16 protein-coding genes are annotated in these 19,367 nt (G+C 58.7%); 2 read left to right on the forward strand and 14 right to left on the reverse strand.

What is annotated here, in order from left to right; genetic code table 11:
- Positions 1 to 513: 513 nt before the first annotated feature.
- Positions 514 to 1,332, forward strand: coding sequence for a hypothetical protein (locus HMPREF2708_RS06950; protein WP_070833645.1), 819 nt, complete (start codon positions 514 to 516; stop codon positions 1,330 to 1,332).
- Positions 1,333 to 1,854: 522 nt separating this feature from the next.
- Positions 1,855 to 2,643 carry an intestinal mucin gene (locus HMPREF2708_RS06955; RefSeq protein WP_070833646.1) on the forward strand — a complete coding sequence of 263 codons (789 nt, stop codon included), beginning with the start codon at positions 1,855 to 1,857 and terminating at the stop codon, positions 2,641 to 2,643.
- Between the two features lie 166 nt (positions 2,644 to 2,809).
- Here HMPREF2708_RS06955 and ftsY read toward each other — a convergent pair whose 3' ends face one another.
- The 14 genes from ftsY to HMPREF2708_RS07025 all read right to left on the reverse strand — a co-directional run bounded on the left by ftsY (position 2,810) and on the right by HMPREF2708_RS07025 (position 19,364).
- Entirely contained in the window at positions 2,810 to 4,351 is a 1,542-nt protein-coding gene (gene ftsY / locus HMPREF2708_RS06960) for a signal recognition particle-docking protein FtsY (RefSeq protein ID WP_070833647.1), read from the reverse strand.
- A 47-nt stretch (positions 4,352 to 4,398) separates the two neighbouring features.
- Positions 4,399 to 7,893, reverse strand: coding sequence for a chromosome segregation protein SMC (gene smc, locus HMPREF2708_RS06965; RefSeq protein WP_070833648.1), 3,495 nt, complete (start codon positions 7,891 to 7,893; stop codon positions 4,399 to 4,401).
- An 88-nt stretch (positions 7,894 to 7,981) separates the two neighbouring features.
- A complete protein-coding gene (locus tag HMPREF2708_RS06970) occupies positions 7,982 to 9,298 on the reverse strand; it encodes an ammonium transporter (protein ID WP_070833649.1) in 1,317 nt (438 codons plus the stop codon).
- 255 nt (positions 9,299 to 9,553) lie between these two features.
- On the reverse strand, positions 9,554 to 9,835 hold the full coding sequence (locus tag HMPREF2708_RS06975) for an acylphosphatase (protein ID WP_070833650.1): 282 nt from the start codon (positions 9,833 to 9,835) through the stop codon (positions 9,554 to 9,556).
- The gene (locus HMPREF2708_RS06980; protein WP_070833911.1) at positions 9,825 to 11,285 is read right to left on the reverse strand and encodes an alanine/glycine:cation symporter family protein; all 1,461 of its coding nucleotides are present in this window, start codon (positions 11,283 to 11,285) and stop codon (positions 9,825 to 9,827) included. Before HMPREF2708_RS06980 ends, HMPREF2708_RS06975 begins: the two co-directional genes overlap by 11 nt.
- A gap of 18 nt (positions 11,286 to 11,303) precedes the next feature.
- Positions 11,304 to 12,167, reverse strand: a complete 864-nt coding sequence (gene mutM / locus HMPREF2708_RS06985; protein WP_070833651.1) for a bifunctional DNA-formamidopyrimidine glycosylase/DNA-(apurinic or apyrimidinic site) lyase — start codon at positions 12,165 to 12,167, stop codon at positions 11,304 to 11,306.
- Positions 12,167 to 12,895: a ribonuclease III gene (gene rnc, locus HMPREF2708_RS06990; RefSeq protein ID WP_038628630.1), complete on the reverse strand. Its 729-nt coding sequence runs from the start codon at positions 12,893 to 12,895 to the stop codon at positions 12,167 to 12,169. Before rnc ends, mutM begins: the two co-directional genes overlap by 1 nt.
- Before the next feature lie 42 nt (positions 12,896 to 12,937).
- Entirely contained in the window at positions 12,938 to 13,498 is a 561-nt protein-coding gene (locus HMPREF2708_RS06995; RefSeq protein WP_070833652.1) for a YceD family protein, read from the reverse strand.
- 29 nt (positions 13,499 to 13,527) lie between these two features.
- The gene (locus HMPREF2708_RS07000; protein ID WP_005509588.1) at positions 13,528 to 14,289 is read right to left on the reverse strand and encodes an SPFH domain-containing protein; all 762 of its coding nucleotides are present in this window, start codon (positions 14,287 to 14,289) and stop codon (positions 13,528 to 13,530) included.
- Between the two features lie 10 nt (positions 14,290 to 14,299).
- Positions 14,300 to 14,773: a pantetheine-phosphate adenylyltransferase gene (gene coaD / locus HMPREF2708_RS07005; RefSeq protein WP_070833653.1), complete on the reverse strand. Its 474-nt coding sequence runs from the start codon at positions 14,771 to 14,773 to the stop codon at positions 14,300 to 14,302.
- Between the two features lie 45 nt (positions 14,774 to 14,818).
- Complete coding sequence (gene rsmD / locus HMPREF2708_RS07010) at positions 14,819 to 15,385, reverse strand: 16S rRNA (guanine(966)-N(2))-methyltransferase RsmD (protein ID WP_070833654.1); 567 nt, start codon at positions 15,383 to 15,385, stop codon at positions 14,819 to 14,821.
- On the reverse strand, positions 15,386 to 15,658 hold the full coding sequence (locus tag HMPREF2708_RS07015) for an acyl-CoA carboxylase biotin carboxyl carrier protein subunit (RefSeq protein ID WP_070833655.1): 273 nt from the start codon (positions 15,656 to 15,658) through the stop codon (positions 15,386 to 15,388).
- A gap of 24 nt (positions 15,659 to 15,682) precedes the next feature.
- Entirely contained in the window at positions 15,683 to 17,833 is a 2,151-nt protein-coding gene (locus HMPREF2708_RS07020; RefSeq protein WP_070833656.1) for an ATP-dependent DNA helicase RecG, read from the reverse strand.
- Positions 17,834 to 17,837: 4 nt separating this feature from the next.
- Positions 17,838 to 19,364 (reverse strand): DAK2 domain-containing protein, encoded by a 1,527-nt coding sequence (locus HMPREF2708_RS07025; RefSeq protein WP_070833657.1) that lies wholly within the window; start codon positions 19,362 to 19,364, stop codon positions 17,838 to 17,840.
- Between the last annotated feature and the right edge of the window lie 3 nt (positions 19,365 to 19,367).

Below are 19,367 nucleotides of genomic sequence, written 5' to 3' on the forward strand. Positions count from 1 at the left end.
ACCCCCGGGAACGTTAAATTGCTATTCATTATTTTAACGTGATAATTAAGCACGACCCCAGACAGGGTTGCCCTACTGCATAAAGAACGTTTACACAATCTAACTACCACCAGTTAAGTAACAGACAAATAACGCCAGTAGCTAACTTTCACTAAGGGCGACCTTAGTGCACACTTCCCCCGAAATGGTGTCGGTCAAATTGCAAACCGGCAGCATTGCGGCAGGTCGAAGTGCGCCACTGCGCACCTGGAGCTATTCCTATAACTACCTCCAATGCCATTCATATATCAACCGGTTTATGGTTAATCATGAACCTAGTTAACCGCTGTTGTCCTGGTTTTATTTTCCGCCGTGCACAATGAGGGATGAACGGCGAAATCATATTCATTGACCTCTGACCGTTTGAATCCTTGAGAGGTTTTCATAAAGAAGTTCACTACGGCTATCGCCGCCGCCTTCTCCGCCAGCATAATTGCAAGCGCAGGCATCGCTACTGCACAGATTCCGAACCCAATGCCGACCGAGCGCCCCGCCGGCCAGCACTTCGAAAACGTCGACGGCACTTTCCAGTGCGTTGCAGACCATCCTGAGCAGGATTCCACTGACGGAATTCCGGCCCCGATGCCAGACAAGTGCCCAGACGGCCAGCACTTTGAAAACGTCGGCGGAACCTTCCAGTGCGTCGCAGACCAGGAAGCTCCTAAGCCTGAAACACCGGGTGACAATGAGCCCCAGCCGGGCGACCTCGGGAACCCAGGCATTTCTGATAAGCGGTGTCCGGAGGGCGAGCACTTCGACATGAGCAAGCCAGTCCCGGGCAACCCCAACGTCTTCGGTGTCTGCGTCAAGGACGAGACGAAGCCGGATACTGACAAGCCGGGCACGGACAAGCCAGGCACGGACAAGCCGGATACTGACAAGCCGGATACCGACAAGCCAGGCACGGACAAGCCGGATACCGACAAGCCGGGCAAAGACGGCAAGGACGGTAAGCCAGGTAAGGACGGCAAGGATGTCAAGGTAAACGTTGACATCAAGATCTCTACTGAGTGCAAGAACGAAAACAAGTGCACGAAGGAAGAGAAGAAGGCCAAGGAAAAGGCTGAGAAGAAGGCGTCCGAGCCCAAGAAGACGACCTCTTCCGAGAACGTAAAGAAGGTTTCAGACTCCAAGAAGTCTGAGCAGAATAGCTCTGAGTCCAAGAAGGCTTCTTCCACTCAGAGCACTGGCCTAGCAGCCACCGGCGTTGACGCCACCACCCTGGGCGGAGCCGCTCTGGTTCTCCTGGTCGGCGGTGTCGCCGCTACCCGCATCGCCCGCAAGAACCGCTAAGAAGCTTAGGGTTCTACCCCGCTAGCGAAACATAAAATGCTCCTGATGCAAATTCAGCATCGGGAGCATTTTTGTGCGTCATACCTCCGAAAAGTCATAACTCCTTTAGCTCGAAGCATAAACCCCACAGGCACCGATTTTTTACCAAACCTCTACGCCCCACCCGCCTTTCGCCACCCCGACACGACCAGATACCACGCTTCGCTAGCGAGGATGAGCGAAAACTATAAGACATTAGAAGATTCGGATCCATTAGCGAAGACAGAAAAGCCCCATACCGAGCCGATAGTGGCGAGTTCTATAAACGCTCCAATCACAGCGGGTGTACTCACTCAGCGTTGTAAATATAAGTTCCCACTTTCCCTTACTGGGGTTTGGACGAGTCAACAATTTTGCTTTACCCCCTCCCCAAACTCATGCCACCAAAGACTGTAATTAGTTATTAGAATCAAAAGCGTGAACAGTGTTCCCCCTTAAGCCCATTGATTGCAGGGCTTTCCTAAGGCATTGTGAGGTTTCCAAATGAAGAAGCTCTCTTCGACCATGGTGGCCGCTGCCGCTTCAGCCGGCATGCTCATCGGCGTTGGTGCCGCCACCGCACAGATTCCTGACCCCGCTCCGTCGGAATGCCCCGCCGGTCAACATTTTGAAAATGTTGGCGGTACTTTCCAGTGTGTAGATGACGCTGCAAACCCGGATCCAGGAGGTTCATCGAACGATGGCATCCCACCGGGCGTTGAGGACACCCAGACCTGTCCCGACGGTTCCCCGCGTGACATGAGCAAGATTGACCCGGCAACCGGAGCTTACGGCGCTTGTGGCACTTCAGATGATTCCGGCCCAACTCCGGAGCCTGATGAAGATGCCCCAGAGAATGACGGAATTCCGCCGGGAGTCGATGACACCGCAACGTGCCCCGACGGTTCCCCGCGTGATATGAGCAAGATCGACCCGGCAACCGGAGTCTACGGCTACTGTCCAACTTCCGACGATGAGAACCCTGGCGACGATGAGAACCCAGGTGACGACGACGCACCGGGTGATGATGAAAACCCAGGTGACGACGACGCACCGGGTGATGATGAAAACCCAGGTGACGAACAGCCTGGGGACGACAAGAATCCTGGGGAGGAAAATCCAGGCGACAAGCCCGACGACCCTAAGAATGACGGTAAGCAAACCGGGACCAAGAACACTGGTCTAGCGGTCACTGGTGTTCAGGCGACTGCCCTCGGCGGTGCGGCTCTCGCACTCCTGGTCGGTGGCGTGGCAGCTACCCGCTTCGCACGCAAGAATTCTAAGGATTCCTAGCACAACTCTCCGCTAGATCCCTAGCACCTCAACAGTAAAGGCCTCGGAGCCCCGCGTATCCTCTACAGAAATCTACGCGGTGGCGCCGAGGCCTTTATTTCTGCCGGGACCACGGCCGACGCTGTACTCACCAATCGATGGAAAACTCACTCATCGATGTTAGTTACTATTTGCGGCCGCCGAGCAGTGCGTCTACGAAGCTCTCCGGCTCAAACGGCGCTAGGTGGTCAGCACCTTCACCAAGGCCAACCAACTTCACCGGCACGCCGAGCTCGTTTTGCACCTGGAATACAATGCCGCCCTTCGCGGTACCGTCCAGCTTGGTCAGAGCAACGCCGGTGATGTCTACGACATCCCGGAAAGTACGAGCTTGCAGTAGACCATTTTGGCCAACCGTCGCATCCAAAACCAGGATGACTTCGTCAACCTGAGCCTTCTTCTCCACCACGCGCTTAATCTTGTCCAGTTGGTCCATCAGACCGACCTTGGTGTGCAGGCGGCCGGCGGTGTCGATGAGCACCACATCAGCGCCGGACTCGATACCGTGAGCAACTGCCTCAAATGCAATAGAAGCAGGATCCGCGCCTTCAGCGCCACGAACCGTTTCCGCGCCAACGCGTCGCCCCCAGGTTTCCAGCTGGTCGGCTGCAGCAGCACGGAAGGTATCCGCTGCACCGAGAACAACACGGTGGCCACCGGCAACCAGCACACGAGCCAGCTTGCCCGTCGTCGTGGTCTTACCCGTGCCGTTGACACCGACCACCAGAATCACTGCGGGCTTGCCCTCGTGCGGAAGTGCGCGGATGGAGCGGTCCATCTCAGGCTGGCACTCCTCAATCAACACCTCACGCAGCAGGGCGCGTGCCTGCTCTTCCGTGCTCACCTTCTGGCTGGCAATACGCTCGCGCAGCTTATCGACGACACGCTGCGTCGCAGCCGCACCGAGGTCAGCCATCACCAGGATGTCCTCGACCTCTTCCCACGCGTCCTCATCAAGGTCACCCGCGCCCAAGATGCCGAGCACAGACTGGCCAATTGCATTCTGCGACCGGGACAGACGACCGCGCAGGCGACCCAGACGTCCCTCAGCCGGGTCGATGGAGTCAATCTGCTGTTCTGGTTCTGGCTCTGGCGTCGGCTCCGGCTCTGGCGTCGGTTCTGGTTCGGGAGTCGGTTCCGGTTCCGGCTCCGGTTCAGGAGCAGGAACTACCTCTACCTCAGGCTCTGCTTGCGGCTCTGGTTGTGGTTCCGGCTCGGGCTTTGATTCCTCTTCCCCGGCCGTAGGCAAATCGATTGGGATTTCCCGCATTACGCGGTCATAATCCCCCTCCATTTCGGTGGGGTTATCCGGAATAACCAGTCGGCCTTCTGGTTTCAGCAGTGAACTGTCTGGCTGATCGGCAGGTTTATCAGCCTGCTTTTCCTCTGGCTCCGGAGCCTGCTTTTCAATCGGCTTTTCCGCCGGTTTCGGCATCGGTTTTTCAACCGGCTGCTTCTCACGGGTATCAATCCCACCACCGGCCGGAGCGAAGTTAAAACCACTAGTGGCCTGGTAATTCCCAGACTTCTCCTGCTGGGTGAGTTCCTTAGTATCTTCCTTCGCAAAGGAAATGCGCTGGTTCTTCCTGCGGACATAGCCCACAACAAAAAGCAGCGCGATAATAACGACAATCGCGACGACAAGGAGTATCCACTGAGTTGGAGTCATAACTCTCATTATGCAGTATCAACGACTCTTCCTCACTTACTCCGCGCCTACTCCGCTCCTGTCGACGGAGTTGCGGATGCCGGTGACATTCGCTGCGAGATTACTCGAGTCACACCATCGCCCCGCATGGTCACACCGTAGAGCACATTCGCAACGTCCATTGTTGGCTTCTGGTGCGTAATGACAATCAGCTGGCTGGTCGCGCGGAGTTCCTCGAGCAACGCAATAAGGCGACGCAGGTTAACGTCGTCAAGTGCGGCTTCCACCTCGTCGAGTACGTAAAAGGGACTCGGGCGCGCGCGGAAAATAGCGACGAGCATTGCCAGCGCCGTCAGCGACTTCTCGCCGCCGGAGAGCAACGACAGCCGCTTGACCTTTTTGCCCGGTGGGCGGGCTTCAACCTCGATACCTGTCGTGAGCAGGTTGTCAGGCTCAGTGAGAACCAGTCGTCCGTCACCGCCCGGGAAAAGCGTTTGAAAGACCGCGGGGAATTCTGCCTCGACATCGTTCCACGCGTCTGTGAAGAGCTGCAGAATCGTGGCATCGACTTCCTCGACAACATCGGTGAGGTCCTGGCGGGCCTTGAGGACATCATCGAGCTGCGTGGATAGGAAAGAGTAGCGCTCCTCCATCGCCTTGTACTCCTCCAGCGCCAACGGGTTGACGCGGCCCAGCACACGCAGATCCTTCTCCGCCCGTTTGAGCTGCTTCGTCACGGCTGCGCGGTCAAAGTTCTCATCAGGAGCAAAATCCGCGAGCAGGTCATCGACAGACAGCCCCAACTGGTCGACGATGCGCTCTGCAGCTTCGGTCACGCGGACCTGCGCCTGTGCACGGGCGATGTCTCCCTGGTGCGCGGAATCCGTTAGCTGTGCCAGCTCACGTTGCGCCGCATTTGCCTCCGTCCGGGCCGCCGATAGTGCCTGCGACACCGTCTTCTTCTGCGCCTCGGCATCGTCGCGATCGGCCTCTGCCCGCGCCAACGACACGTTGACCTTCGCATGCAAATCCTCAGCCAGCTCCGCGACAACTTCTGCCAATTCGCGCTGGGCAACCTTAGCCATCTGCGCCTGCTCATGGCGCGCCTTCGCTACGCGCTCCGACGCAGCCTGGCGTCGAAGCCGCTCGGCCTTACCTCGTACACTCGACAGTCTCTCCTCTGCCGTACGCAGCGACAGACGCGCCTCTGTCTCCATGGCGCGCACTGCCGTCAGAGCCTCCGAGGCGCGGTCACGTTCGCTTGTCGACGGTTCCCCCTCCTCGGGGTCACGGTCAACGCGAGCCAAGCGGTCCGCAACCTCCGCCAACTCCTTCTGGAGCTTCGCTACTCGGTCCGCGGCTTCGGCTCCGCGCTGCTCAGCGCGTTCGGCATCATGCACCACGCCGGACAGCTGCGCCGTGGCCCGAGTTCGGGTATCCGTGAGGACCTTCATACGACTCTGATGCTCACGCAGCGCGGCACGGGCAGCCGCAGCGTCAGTGCGGCGGTCCTCTTCTTCGGCCTGTGCGCCGGAGAGCACACCACCGAGGTCACTCAAACGCACCTGTGCTTCTGCTAGTTCATCGCGAGTCTTAGCAATGTCGGCGGCGATTTCCACACCTGATGCAGTCCCACCAGCACCGCCAGCTACCCAACCAGAGCCACGCAGCACACCATCGCGGTCAACAACGCGCAGTCGAGTATCCTGCGTCACCAGCTCACGGGCAACGAGTTCGTCGTCGCAGGCCACGACATCAACCAGCAGAGAGGTCAACGAACCCGAAAGCTCCGCAGGCACTGTCACATGGTCGAGCAGCCAGGAGGCCTGTGCGGGCAAAGTGATGTCCAAGCGCCAAGAATCAGATGCATCCGCAGAATTGATAACGACGGCACTGCCTTTGCCCGCGGCCACCAGCTCGTCGATAAGCGAATCTCCGCTGCCCTCGCTGACCAGTGCTTCGGCGGCTGCGCCGAGGGCTGCGGTGAGCGCCTTCTCCCAGCCAGCGTCGACATCAATGACTTCAGAGAGAACGCCGAGCTCGTGCTTTTCGCGTAGCCACGCGGTGCCGTCGTTGGCAGCGGCGGTGCGGGCGGTCTCTAGAGCTTCGATGCGGGCGGACAAACCTGAGACGCTGCGCTCGAGGTCGCGCTCGTCAGCACGGAGTTCTTTCAACCGTGTAGAGGCCAGCTCTGCTTCCCGGTTAGCCTGTTCATACGCGCTCTGCAGCTCGGGACCTTCGAATTCGGCCTCAGCTAGTTCCTGTGCGGCGTTTTCCACGGCTTCGGTGGCATCGGCCCGGCGTTCGTCGGCCTCATTGGTTTGCTCGACAAGGCGTGCAGCTTCGGCTTCGGCGGCTTCCAAGCGAGTGCGCAGAGATTCTTCTGCGGAAATGAGGCGAACCACTCCTTCGCGACGGTCCGCGATAGCGCGAACAGCAGCGAGGTGCTCGGCCTCGGCTTCGCGGAAGGTTTCCTCGGCATCGAAAAGCGTTTCTCGGATTTCCTCCAGCTTTTCGCGAGCCTCTGCCTCTGCCTCTGCAAGCGTGGCTTCTTCGGTGGCGGCATCGTCAGCACGCTGCTCCAGGAAGTCCGGATCTGGGCCTACCCACGGAGCGACGGAATGGTCGGCCGCGCGATCGGCGGCAATGCGGGCTGTCGCCTGAATACGCTCACCGAGTGCGGAGAGTCGGAACCATAGGTCACGAGCGGAGTCGGCAGCTGGAGTGATGTCCTCCAATTCGGCTTCAAGTTCTGCAGTGCGCTCAGCGGCAATCTCAGCTCGCTCCGTGGCAGCTTCTACTTTTTCCTCAATGAGCTTGGCTTGACCAGCAATGTCATTGAGGCTGTCCTGCAAGTCCACGAAGTCCGCGGCAGCCAAACGCAACTTGGCATCGCGCAGGTCCGCCTGCACAGTCTGAGCGCGAGAGGCAGCCTCAGCCTGACGTTTTAGCGGTTTGAGCTGACGGGAAAGCTCACCTGTCAGATCCTGCAGTCGGTCGAGATTGGCCTGCATCGACTGCAGTTTGCGCTGCGCTTTTTCCTTGCGACGGCGGTGTTTGAGCACGCCTGCAGCTTCTTCAATAAACGCACGACGTTCCTCAGGCCGTGACTCCAGAATCTGAGAAAGCCGGCCCTGGCCGACGATGATGTGCATCTCGCGGCCGATGCCGGTGTCACTGAGGAGTTCTTGGACGTCCATGAGGCGGACGCGAGAACCGTTGATTTCGTATTCGCTGGCGCCGTCGCGGTACATGCGTCGAGTGACAGAGACTTCTTTATATTGAATGGGAAGTGCTCCATCGGAATTGTCGATGGTAAGAGTAACCTCCGCGCGCCCCAAGGGCTTTCGCCCGGAAGTACCCGCGAAGATGACATCTTCCATTTTGCCGCCGCGGAGGGTCTTGGCGGAGTGCTCGCCCATAACCCACGCGAGGGCGTCGACGACATTCGACTTACCAGATCCATTCGGACCGACAACTGCGCAGATGCCGGGCTCGAATTTCATCGTCGTCGCCGAAGCGAAGGATTTAAAGCCCTTCAGAGTCAGCGATTTCAAATACATGGGGCATTATCTTACCTGCAGTTGTGGACTGGAGCTGAATTAACCCAAGGACCCACTTGTTTTCACAGCCTCGTTTACACAGCCTTGTTTACGCAGCCGGCTGCTTGGCCGACGTGTAGGCCGACTCACCGTGCTGAGCGACGTCGATACCAGAATGTTCCTGCTCACCATGGATTCGCCAGCCGACGGTTACCTTCAGAACTCGGGCAATGATGTACGTCAGCACGCCCGAGAACACAGCTGCGATGACCGCAATAACGATCTGGATGGCGAACAATTTAAGGCCGTCGATGCCACCGCCGGTAAGCAGTCCGCGATCGTTAGCCAGCAGGCCAACACCAATCGTTCCCCACATAGCTGCAACCAGATGCAGACCAACCACATCCAGGGTGTCATCGAAGTTGAACTTGTATTTTAAACCAACGCCCCAGCAAGCCAGCACACCGCCGATATAGCCCAGAATGATTGAAGTCACCGGGTTCATATCTCCTGCGGCCGGAGTAATAGTCACAAGCCCTGCGATAACACCCGACGCGGCACCCAGCGAAGTGGGATGTCCATCACGAAAACGTTCGAGTGAAATCCAGCCGAGCATGCCTAGGCACGCTGCCACCGTCGTATTTAGCCATGCCAGACCAGCGACACCGTCGGCAGCAAATGCCGAACCGCCGTTGAAGCCGAACCAGCCGAACCACAGCAGTGCAGCACCGAGCATGACGAGTGGCAGGTTGTGCGGGCGATGCTGGCTACCGTCGATAGACTTGCGCTTGCCGACGATAATCGCCAGCACCAAGGCGGCGGTACCAGCAGCAATGTGCACAACCGTACCGCCAGCGAAGTCAATTGGAGCGATGGCAGCCTCGCCGTCAGCGGTCCCAAACAGCTTTGCCGAAAGGCTCTCTGCAGAGTGACTTAGCAGTCCACCGCCCCAAACCATGAAGGCCATTGGGAAGTACACCAGCGTTGTCCAGAAACCGACGAAGATTAACCAGGTGGAGAACTTCACGCGTTCTGCCAGCGCCCCAGAAATCAGCGCCACGGAGATAGAGCAGAACGTGAGCTGGAATCCAATGTCAATGATGTTCGGGTAACCATTTGCACCCGCAATGTAGTTGCCGTCGCCATCCGTAATCGAATTACGCAGTCCGAAGAACTCGAACGGGTTGGCAAATACACCACCGATCGACTGCGATCCGTAGGACATCGACCAGCCCCACAACACGTAAATGGCACCGACAACGCCGACAGCACCAAAGCTCATCATCATCATGTTGAGCACCGACTTTTGTCGCGACATGCCGCCGTAGAACAGCGCGAGCGCCGGTGTCATGAGCAAGACCAACGAAGCCGAGATTAGCATCCACGCTGAGTTTCCCGACTGTGCAATTACTTCTTCAGGCGTCATTTCTGCCTCCCCTGTCTGTCAGTAGGTAGTTATTAACTTAAACCACTCTTCTTCCGTATTTGCGTATTCTTTTTCTCACTTGCGTAATTTTCTAGCGCTCCGAGAGCTCTTTAGCGTCCCAACCGACTACCCCAAGACACGAAAAATCCCTCGCTACCTGCGCAAAATCAATCACACAGAGCGAGGGATAAAACTTTTTCGATTTTTTCGGCTTCCTACACCGAGATGGGGGAAAGGAAGGCAGTTAGCACCCGCTTAACGACGGTCAAACGTGCTCAATGCACCCTTCGGTTCCTGCCATAGGGGCACCACTGCCGTCACATTGCCAGGAGTATTCGGCCCCTCCAGCCAAGCGAGCAAACTCTCGCAGCCTGCCCGCGATCCTTCGGCAACAACTAACACCCGACCATCTGGATAGTTCTGGGCGTAACCAACCAGCCCCAACTCCAGTGCCGTCGCGCGGGTGTGCCAGCGAAAACCGACACCTTGAACACGTCCGTGTACCCATGCGGTGAGGCGGACGTCGTTAAGCGGCATCGGACTCACGCACCGTCATCGGGTCGGAACCATCCCAGCACTCGATCTTGTCGTGGCCGCGGAGATTTGGCAGATCATCGCGGTGGAATACTGGATTAAGTCCCTTGGCCTTCTGCTCGGAGTAGTTCCGCAGAAGCGCGACAGCTACGCCACCCAGCGGAAGAATGGCAATGATATTGATGGTGGCCATGAGTGCGGAGAACGTATCTGCAAGCGACCAGACAAGCGGCACGGAACCGACAGCTCCGCCAATCACGCACAGGATAACCAGGACGCGCACGGTGTTCAAAACAGCCTTGCTCTTTGACAGGAACGGGATATTCGCCTCGGCGTAGTAGTAGTTACCCACCAGCGAGGAAAACGCGAGGAAGAAGATGATAACCGTGACCGCGTGGATGGCCCACGTACCCACCTGCGCCGACAGCGCAGCCTGAGTCAACGCGGTGCCCTCCGCATCGCCGCCGAAGGTCGGATCGGACAACAGGATGATAACTGCGGTGATAGTACAGACGACCCAGGTGTCGAAGTAGACGCCCATCGTCTGGATGAGCCCCTGTTTGACCGGGTGCGACACCGACGCCGTCGCCGCCGCATTTGGTGTGGAACCCATACCGGCCTCATTGGAGAACAGACCACGGCGAATACCCTGCATCATGGCGGTACCGACAGCGGCACCAGCGATCTCACGGATACCGAAGGCGTGCTCAAAAATCAGCTTGATCATGCCCGGCACCTCGGTGATGTTGAGAGCCAAGACAATCAGGCCGAGGATAATGTAAGCCACGGCCATAATCGGCACGATAATCTGTGTCACCGCCGAAATACGCTGCACACCACCGAAAATGATGACGCCGGCCAGAATCGCCAGCACTACACCGACACAGAACTTAAGAATCGGCGTATCCAGACCAGTTGACTCAGCCACAGCCGCCGTAATCGAGTTGGACTGCACCGCGTTGAACACGAACCCATAGGTCACCGTGATAGCGATGACGAACAGCGACGCCATCCAGCGCCAGTTCTCCCCTAGCCCCTTGGTGATGTAGTACGCGGGCCCTCCTCGATAGGAGTCCTTATCGCGGACTTTGTACAGCTGCGCCAGCGTCGACTCCACGAAGCTGGTAGCACCGCCAATCGCAGCGAGTAGCCACATCCAAAACACGGCACCTGGCCCACCCGTAGTGATTGCCACCGCCACACCTGCGACGTTACCGGTACCGACACGCGAGGCAGCAGAGATTGTGAAGGCCTTAAAGGCCGAGATGCCCTTGACCCCCTCGGAGATGTCAGACGGCTTTTCGGCAATTGCCTTGAACATCTCCGGGATGTACCGAAGCTGCACCACAATGGTCCGCCAACAGAAGTACAGGCCTGCACCGCTGAGTAGCAGAATCATGAACAGCCAATACTTGTCATTCCAAGCATTTACCCAGTCGGTTGCTTGCTCCATGAAACTCATAAGGAAATTCTAGCGCTGACAGGTGGGACACAGATAACTCGATCTATTCCCAAATGGCAGACGGACAATTGCGCGCCCACACCTCGAGCACGGCTCCCCCGCTTGGCCATAGGCGTTCAAGCTCCGCTCGAAATAGCCACTTTCGCCGTTGACATGCACATATAGTGCATCAAAGCTCGTGCCGCCGGCCGCTAGCGCCCTCTGAAGTACCGCTTGGCCCTCCCGCAGAAGTTTCGCTAATCGACGGACCGAAAGGTCGCACGCCGGCACGCGCCCATCGACCTTCGCTGCCCAAAGCATTTCGTCGGCATAAATGTTGCCGATGCCGGACACGATGTTCTGATTGAGCAATACGGCCTTGATTGGCGAACGCGACTTCATCATGCGGTGTGCAAGTGCAACCACATCGACAGTTGGCTCCAATAGATCGGGGGCGATCTTGGCTGCGGGTTCCGGAACAAAGCGACCGTGGGATTCGACCAATTCACAGGCCCAGACCCAACCAAAGGTGCGCTGATCGTTGAAGTTTATTAGGTGCCGAGCGCCGTCCGGCAGGGCTATGTCAAATGCGGCCCTGGTGTGGCGTCCGGGCAGCGTATCGGGCGTGTACGGAGCTTCCACACGCAATTGGCCGCTCATACCCAGGTGGATGGCGATTGCGGAGTCGTCGTCAAGCGTGAGCCACATGAACTTGCCGCGGCGATCCGTAGCGATAACCGTGCGCCCGCGCGTACGACCGATAAATTCTGCGGCACCACCGGGTTGGCGCCGCACGGCACGAGCGTTGTAGACGAAGGAATCGTCGATGCGGCCACCGACGACATAAGCGTCAAGACCGCGGCGTACGGACTCGACTTCAGGAAGCTCGGGCATTATGCCAGTGCAGTATGCGCCTGATGCGCGGCGTGCATCTCGGCTTCCTTCTTCGTGGCGCCGGTACCGCTGCCCTTAACCACGCCGTCAACCAGCACGTCAACGTAGAAAGTTAGGTCATGGTCGGGGCCGGTGGTGCGCACGGTGTACTCAGCAGCCGGTAGTTGCTTGGCTGCCAGGCGCTCCTGCAACAGCGTCTTCCAGTCACGACCGCGAGACTCCGTCGGGGCATCGTCAATCATCTGGTTAAACAGGCGAAGAACGGTCTCGCGGGCAACCTCAAAGCCATGCTGCAGGTAAATGGCACCCAGCAGCGCCTCGGTGGTGTCAGCGAGAATTGAGTGTTTATCCGCTCCACCGGTGGCCTTCTCACCGCGACCGAGGAGAATGTGCTCCCCCAATCCGATGCTGCGGGCCAGGTCAGCCAGCGCGTACATGTTCACGACACCTGCGCGCATCTTGGAAATATCCTGCTCAGCGCGGTCCGGGAAACGACGGTAGAGTTCTTCAGCAACGCACATGCCCAGCACGGCGTCGCCCAGGAACTCTAGACGCTCGTTATTGGTCAGCATGCCATTTTCATTTGCGAAACTGCGGTGGGTCAGAGCGAGCTTTAGGGACTCCTCTGGTAGTTCAACACCGAGTTTTTCCAGCAGCGGGGCGTGATCGACGGCCTCAAAGGCCGCCTTTCTAGCCGCCTCACCGGTTAGCCGACGCTTGCGGCTCATCCGTTATATCTCCTTTAAAGTCTTCGTCTAAGTCGTCGTCGATTACTTATCGTCCCCGAGCGAGCCAAACTTTTCCGCCAGGCCAGCCCAACGCGGATCAATACGCTCCTCTTCACCCGAGATGCCGTCTGGTTCCGGAACTTCCGAGTCCGACTCAGCACAGCTGGAACCGAAATCCAGACAGGTCGGATTGAAGGGCAGATTCAAGCCCGCCTCATCGATGACGGCTTGAGTGATATCCACCGTATTGTCGACGATCTGACCAACTTCGTCCTCAAGGTCTTCTTCCTCGGCATCGTCGCCTGTGATGAAGTCCTCGTTGTTGGAAAAGACAGCCGAAATATGGAAGCTGAGCTCCGGATTCAGCGGGGCTAGGCAGCGCACGCACTCACCGGTGGCCTTGGCAGTCACAGTCGCGTCAACCATGACGCCACTGCCGAGGTTCGTGACAATGCCGTCAACGACAACCTCCTCGCCTTCGGCAATACCAATCATCTCGGCACCGACGCGAACAGGGCTATCGCCTACCTTGCGGAACTGTTCGGGCATGTCGTCCTGCAGACATGTAGAAACGTCCAGAATAAATGGGGATGAGTCAGTCATGATAGACCTCAGTCTACCCCGAAGATGCCCTAACGCTCGTACCGGCGGCGTTCCTGGCCATCAGAGAAGGAAGACGGCGCGTTCTGCGCACCTGCACCACCGCCGACGGCACCGGCACCCGAACGCAGTACGGAGCGATTACGACCGACATTGCGCAGGGTCTCCTGGAGGGTCTGCTCAAACTCGGCGAGCTTGGAGTCAACGTAACGGTCACACTCTTCGCGGAGGCGAGAGGAATCCGCGTGTGCGTCGGACAGCAGACGATTCGCCTCGTCGTTGGCCTCGCGGACGACCGTCGATTCAGCGACCAGGCGAGCCTGCTCCTCACGGCCTTCCGCAACGGAACGCTCGTAGGATTCGTTACCAGCGTGAATCAGGCGATCGGACTCGGCAGAAGCACGATCCACAATGCTGTCGTACTCGTGCTGAGCATCCTCGCGGAGACGACGGGCGTCGTCCTCAGCGGCCGCGACGGTGCCAGCCGCGTGGGCATTGGCATCCTCGACGGTGTGATTAGCGCGGGCCTCTGCCTCGTCGACAATACGATGGGCTTCTTCATCCGCAGACGAAATGGTGTTGTTCGCCCGGGCTTCAGCATCGTTGATAATCTCATCCCGCTGGTCCAAGACATCCTGCGCGTCATCGAGCTCAGCAGGGAAAGCATCCCTCAGTTCATCGAGCAACTCGAGAACACGCTGACGCGGGACCATACAATTGGCCGACAGTGGCACGCCGTGTGCCTCTTCTAGGATCTGGACCAGTTCATCAAGAGATTCGAAGACGCGAAACATGACTTATATGCTACTTCAGTCTGAGCTGCAGGGCGTGCAAGACAGGCTCAGGAACTAGGCCTTCCACCGAACCGCCGTACCGAACAACTTCCTTCATCAGTGTCGACGACACGTGACCGTACTTCGGATCAGCCTCCACAAAGAGAGTTTCAATGCCAGTCATGCGCCGATTCATCTGTGCCATAGGAGCCTCGTACTCGTAGTCTGCTGCCGAGCGCAGTCCCTTGACCAGGCAGGTAATCCCCTGCGCGGAGGTGTAGTCCACCAACAGCTTCGCCCAGGAGTCCACCCGCACGTTGTCCAAGCGCTGCGTGCACTGCCGAATGAGGTCCATGCGCTCTTCGACGTTGAACATGCCCTGCTTATTCGGGTTGTGGGTAACTAACACGGTCACCTGATCGAATTGGCGCGCGGCACGCTCAATCACATCGAGGTGACCAGAGGTCATGGGATCGTAGGAACCGGGGCAGCATGCGTGAGTCATAGAGGTCAAACCACCTTTGGCCGTCGTAAAGCGTAAAGAAGAACGTTAAGCGTTGTAGATAGCGGTGTCGAACCGCGCCATACCGTGAATGCGACGCTTCAGCTTCTGCTGGAGCTGCTCGTAGCCCTCGGGCCACTGCGTCTCCTCGTCATCGCGGTGACGCTCCACAGTCACGACCGCGCCCGGCGCGAGGAAGCTGCGCAGAGCCTCCAGCATCTCTGTAACGGCCTCCCCCGCCAGCTCGTAGGGAGGATCGGCGATGACGCGGTCAAAAGGCTCGCCCGGCGCGCCCGCAAGGTACGACGACACTTTCATCGGAGATACGGCCACATCGGGATGCCCCACGGTGTGAATGTTCTTTTCAATGGCGGCAATGGCGTTCGGGTCGTTTTCCACCAATACGACGGAACGCGCGCCACGGGAAGCCGCTTCCAAACCGAGCGCACCTGAGCCCGCGAACAAGTCGAGAACGCGAGTTCCCTCTAACCCAAAGCGTGTGGACCAGGACGAAAAGATGGCTTCTTTCGCGCGGTCACTGGTTGGCCGAGTGGTCTCTCCCTTGGGTGCGACTAGTCTGCGACCGCGCGCCTCACCTGCAATAATGCGGGTCATCTACTTCCCTTCGTGCGATGTGTTCTCGTTGCCGTTGTTCTGTGCCGTCGCGCTGTGAGTTGCTGGCGTGATTCGTGCCAGCAGCTGACCACCTTCGACATCCACAAATTGATCTGCCGCCACCTCCGCGACCGTACCCGGGCAGGGCGCTAAAACCGGCGCTTCTAGCTTGACGGCCTCGACGACCGCAATGACCTGACCAGTCGTCACCGAGTCTTTCTCGGCGACCTCCCAGCGGACTACTCCTGCAAAAGGTGCACAGACATTTACCATGCCCAACAGTCTACTTAGGTCTTACTAGGAGCGGTCCAAGTAGTTCGACTGCTCTTCATCAATATCGGAGATAAGCTCCGCCACAAGCTTCTCGTTGCCGTCGAGGAGAGCCGTGGCGTCGTGCCGAGTGCGCTCGATAATCTCGCCGTCGGTGGTGAGATCCACCAGGCCGAGGCCAGTTGCCAATCCCGATTGGTCATCGCCGAGTAGATCGCCAAAACTACGCGTGGCCAGGTCCAACTCCGCCAGTTGAATGCCATCGGTGGTGGCGGCAATGCGTTCCAACCGGGTACGCTCCGGTGTCTGCGAATGCGTGTGTGTACACAGGAAACACAGTCCACCCCGGTCACCACGGCCGACGCGACCGCGCAGCTGGTGAATCTGCGAGATACCGTAGCTCTCGGCGCGGCGAATCATCATGATTGTGGCCTCTGGTACATCCACGCCGACTTCGATAACAGTGGTGGACACGAGCACATCCAGCTGTCCTGTGGCAAAGGCCTGCATCACGCGGTCTTTGTCCTCCGGTGCCATATTGCCGTGCAACTGACTGATACGAACACCGGGCAGTTTCTTCTGCGCGCGGTCGAACACCGCTTCCACAGACTCGTCGAGGAATTGTTCTTCATCGCGGGTAATGCGGGGACAGACAATGAAGGCGCGGTTACCCTTGGCCACTTCTTCCCCAATGCGCTCCCAGGTCCGTGCCTCCCAGCGTGGCTTTTCCAACGTCGGTACGACAAAGGATTGGATCTCCTGCCGTCCCTTTGGCAATTCCGTCAACTGCGATACCGCGAGGTCGCCAAAAATGGTCATCGCTACCGTGCGCGGAATCGGGGTTGCCGACATCACCAACAGATGCGGTGTCATTCCGCCCCGTCCCCTACTGCGCAGCTGGTCGCGCTGGCGCACACCGAAGCGGTGCTGCTCATCGACAACTACCAGTCCGAGATCGAAGAACTCCACGCCCTCACTGAGCAGCGCATGCGTGCCGACGACAATGTCCGCCTCCCCGTTGACCGCCTCCAGCAGGGTTGCCCGGCGCTCCTTCGTCGACATCGATCCCGTCAGCAGTCGCACAGTGACGGCTACTCCAGCCTGCTCGAGCATCGCTGTCAGTGAGCGGTAGTGCTGTTGGGCCAGTACTTCCGTCGGCGCCAGCATCGCGCACTGTCTGCTGGCATCGACGGCCTGCAGCATTCCCAGCAGGGCCACCACGGTCTTACCCGAGCCGACTTCACCTGCCAGCAGGCGGTTCATAGGGCTGGTCTGCGACATGTCGTGCGCAATATCAGCCGCGACCGCGACCTGACCGTCGGTAAGCGAAAACGGCAGTCCTCGGCGTAGCTCGTCGCGAAGCCCTCCGGTGACCTCCGTGCAGGCCGGAGCGGTGAGACTCGCTTGAGTGCGTTTACGTGCACCAACGGCGAGTTGGAGCTCAAGCGCTTCGTCGTACTTCAGCCGGGCGAGCGCAATGTCGGGACCCGCGATGGAGGGAAAGTGTGCGCCACGCAGTGCGGAGTCGAAATCGGTAAGTCCCTCCGGTGTGGCGGGCACCGGGTCTGGCTGCAGCGGTAACCATTCGAGGATGCGCTGCATGAACAGAGCCAGGTGAATACCCGCTACTCCTTTGCGGCCACGGTAAATGGGCAGGTAAGGGCGAGTGAGAAGCCGCTGCATCTCCGCAATCCCCTTTGCCGTTTTCGTTAGCGTGGCCAGCTTGCCAGTGGCAGCGCCTACTGAACCGTCGGCTTTGAGCACCATGCAGTCAACATTTTTCAGCTGCAGCTCATTGCGGAACTCGCTGAGCGTGCCAACAATGAGCAGACGCACACCCGGGTGCAGCATATTGCGCAGCCACTCGGCACCGAAAATCGCGGCCGGAAGAATGCGCACGCCGTCGCTGACATAGATTTTCAGTGGCTTCCGTCGGTCGGCGAAGGCAGGCGCTGGCGAAATACTGTGCACCTCCACGACTGTGGTGATGGTGTCGCCAATGTCGGAAAATGATACATCTAAGCTCTTACCCTGCGCCACGTAGCGTTTTGGGAAATTCGTCAATGCATCCGCAACGGTCTCCATACCGAAGGCTGTGTGGAGTTTCTTCGCAATCTTTGGCCCCACCACAATATTCAGGGGCGTGCGCGCGTAATCCGAGCCGAGCCATCCGAGCATCGTGCTACTCGATTCCTATCTGCACCGGCTCATCGATGCCAGTTGCATCATAGGCTACGACCTCCACAGGCTTGTCCAGCCGCGCCCGCACTTGCGCTATGTCCACGTCCTCAGCTCCGTGCCCGAGCAGCAGAGTCACTAGTTCCCCGCCGCCAGCCAACAGGTCTGAGATGGTCTCGGTGAGCGCGTCAGTCAAAGGCTTATCGACGTCCGCAGCGATTACAGCCGTTCGCGTGCCATTGGCAGCCTCGCCCATCGCATACGCGGCAACCGGCAGCGGCAGCTCAGCCGAATGCACGGCCAAGGCAGCAAGGCCAGCCGGAATGGAGTCTGTAGAAACTACCGCGAGTGTCGGATTAGCCGCGGCAGCAGCGAATTCGATATCCGCCAATTCCTGGTCGCTGACTAGACCATTTGGCAGCAGGATTACCTCATCCGCACCCCGCATGGCAGTCAGTGCCTTGGTGACCACATTGTCAGCGAACTCCTGGTCGGCGATAGCTGCGCGATCTGTTGGAGTGGATGTGGGAGTCGGAGCGGGGGTCGGGCTGATAGCAATCGCTCCAGAGGAAGTGATGAGATCTTTCAGCGGACCGTCCGGCACTACCGCAATGAGGATGCGAGTGGACTCAGGTGTTGTCTCCGGCTCATCGAGCACCTCGATGCGGATGCCCTCCGGACGACCGAAGTCAAGTGCCGCCTCGATAACTGCGCCCGGCTCCACTGTGTGGATATGCACCATGTACTGTGCGGTCTCCGCATTACCAGCGTCACCTGCGATGATGAGCGAATTACCCAGCGGGTTTAACCGCTCTCGCAGCGTCTCCACCGTCTGGGTATCCGCCAAGGAAATCAAGTACATGACCTCCATCTCAACGGTGGCTACGTGTGGCGCGTCGACATGCAAATCGACCGGTGCGGCTGCGCGGCCGCTGACTTCGTCGGCAAGCGCGTCGAGCAGAATGACCAACCCCGCGCCGCCGGCGTCGACCACGCCCGCCTGCTGCAGTGCCGGGAGCTGGCTGGGGGTTTTCGCCAGCGCATCGCGAGCGGCATCCGCGATCGTGTCGGCGAGCTCCTCAATCGAGTCGCCCTCAAATTCCTCCGCGGCAATCGCGACGTGACGCAGGACTGTCAGAATCGTGCCCTCCACCGGATTGGCAATCGCCTGGGAGACATGTTGCACAGCTAGCTTTAGCGAGTGCTGCACCGACTCAACGCCAATGCCACTACCGGAAGCGGCCTCAGCCACCGCGCGAAAAACCTGCGAGAGCACAGTGCCCGAATTACCGCGGGCACCACGCACCGCACCGGCAGCCAGAGCCGCGGTAACTGCGCGAACATCGGAAGCGTCTGCCTTTTGCGCTTCCTCATACGCCGAACTCAACGTCGCGAGCATATTCGACCCGGTATCGGAATCCGGTACTGGGAAGACATTGAGACTGTTAATCTCATCGCGGCGGGATTGAAGCGCATCAATACCCCGGGCAACCCAGCCGACAATCGCGGCAGAACCAATCTGCGAAGACATGAA

The organism is Corynebacterium sp. HMSC073H12 (assembly GCF_001837775.1).
GTDB lineage: Bacteria > Actinomycetota > Actinomycetes > Mycobacteriales > Mycobacteriaceae > Corynebacterium > Corynebacterium amycolatum.

Excerpts from the sequence above, each read along its gene's own strand:
- rsmD (WP_070833654.1), bottom strand. The coding sequence starts at position 15,385 with ATGACCCGCATTATTGCAGGTGAGGCGCGCGGTCGCAGACTAGTCGCA.
- HMPREF2708_RS06955 (WP_070833646.1), top strand. The coding sequence starts at position 1,855 with ATGAAGAAGCTCTCTTCGACCATGGTGGCCGCTGCCGCTTCAGCCGGC.
- smc (WP_070833648.1), bottom strand. The coding sequence starts at position 7,893 with ATGTATTTGAAATCGCTGACTCTGAAGGGCTTTAAATCCTTCGCTTCG.
- mutM (WP_070833651.1), bottom strand. The coding sequence starts at position 12,167 with ATGCCCGAGCTTCCTGAAGTCGAGTCCGTACGCCGCGGTCTTGACGCT.
- rnc (WP_038628630.1), bottom strand. The coding sequence starts at position 12,895 with ATGAGCCGCAAGCGTCGGCTAACCGGTGAGGCGGCTAGAAAGGCGGCC.
- HMPREF2708_RS07020 (WP_070833656.1), bottom strand. The coding sequence starts at position 17,833 with ATGCTCGGATGGCTCGGCTCGGATTACGCGCGCACGCCCCTGAATATT.
- ftsY (WP_070833647.1), bottom strand. The coding sequence starts at position 4,351 with ATGACTCCAACTCAGTGGATACTCCTTGTCGTCGCGATTGTCGTTATT.
- HMPREF2708_RS06980 (WP_070833911.1), bottom strand. The coding sequence starts at position 11,285 with ATGGAGCAAGCAACCGACTGGGTAAATGCTTGGAATGACAAGTATTGG.
- HMPREF2708_RS06950 (WP_070833645.1), top strand. The coding sequence starts at position 514 with ATGCCGACCGAGCGCCCCGCCGGCCAGCACTTCGAAAACGTCGACGGC.
- HMPREF2708_RS06975 (WP_070833650.1), bottom strand. The coding sequence starts at position 9,835 with ATGCCGCTTAACGACGTCCGCCTCACCGCATGGGTACACGGACGTGTT.
- coaD (WP_070833653.1), bottom strand. The coding sequence starts at position 14,773 with ATGACTCACGCATGCTGCCCCGGTTCCTACGATCCCATGACCTCTGGT.
- HMPREF2708_RS07000 (WP_005509588.1), bottom strand. The coding sequence starts at position 14,289 with ATGTTTCGCGTCTTCGAATCTCTTGATGAACTGGTCCAGATCCTAGAA.
- HMPREF2708_RS06970 (WP_070833649.1), bottom strand. The coding sequence starts at position 9,298 with ATGACGCCTGAAGAAGTAATTGCACAGTCGGGAAACTCAGCGTGGATG.
- HMPREF2708_RS07025 (WP_070833657.1), bottom strand. The coding sequence starts at position 19,364 with ATGTCTTCGCAGATTGGTTCTGCCGCGATTGTCGGCTGGGTTGCCCGG.
- HMPREF2708_RS07015 (WP_070833655.1), bottom strand. The coding sequence starts at position 15,658 with ATGGTAAATGTCTGTGCACCTTTTGCAGGAGTAGTCCGCTGGGAGGTC.
- HMPREF2708_RS06995 (WP_070833652.1), bottom strand. The coding sequence starts at position 13,498 with ATGACTGACTCATCCCCATTTATTCTGGACGTTTCTACATGTCTGCAG.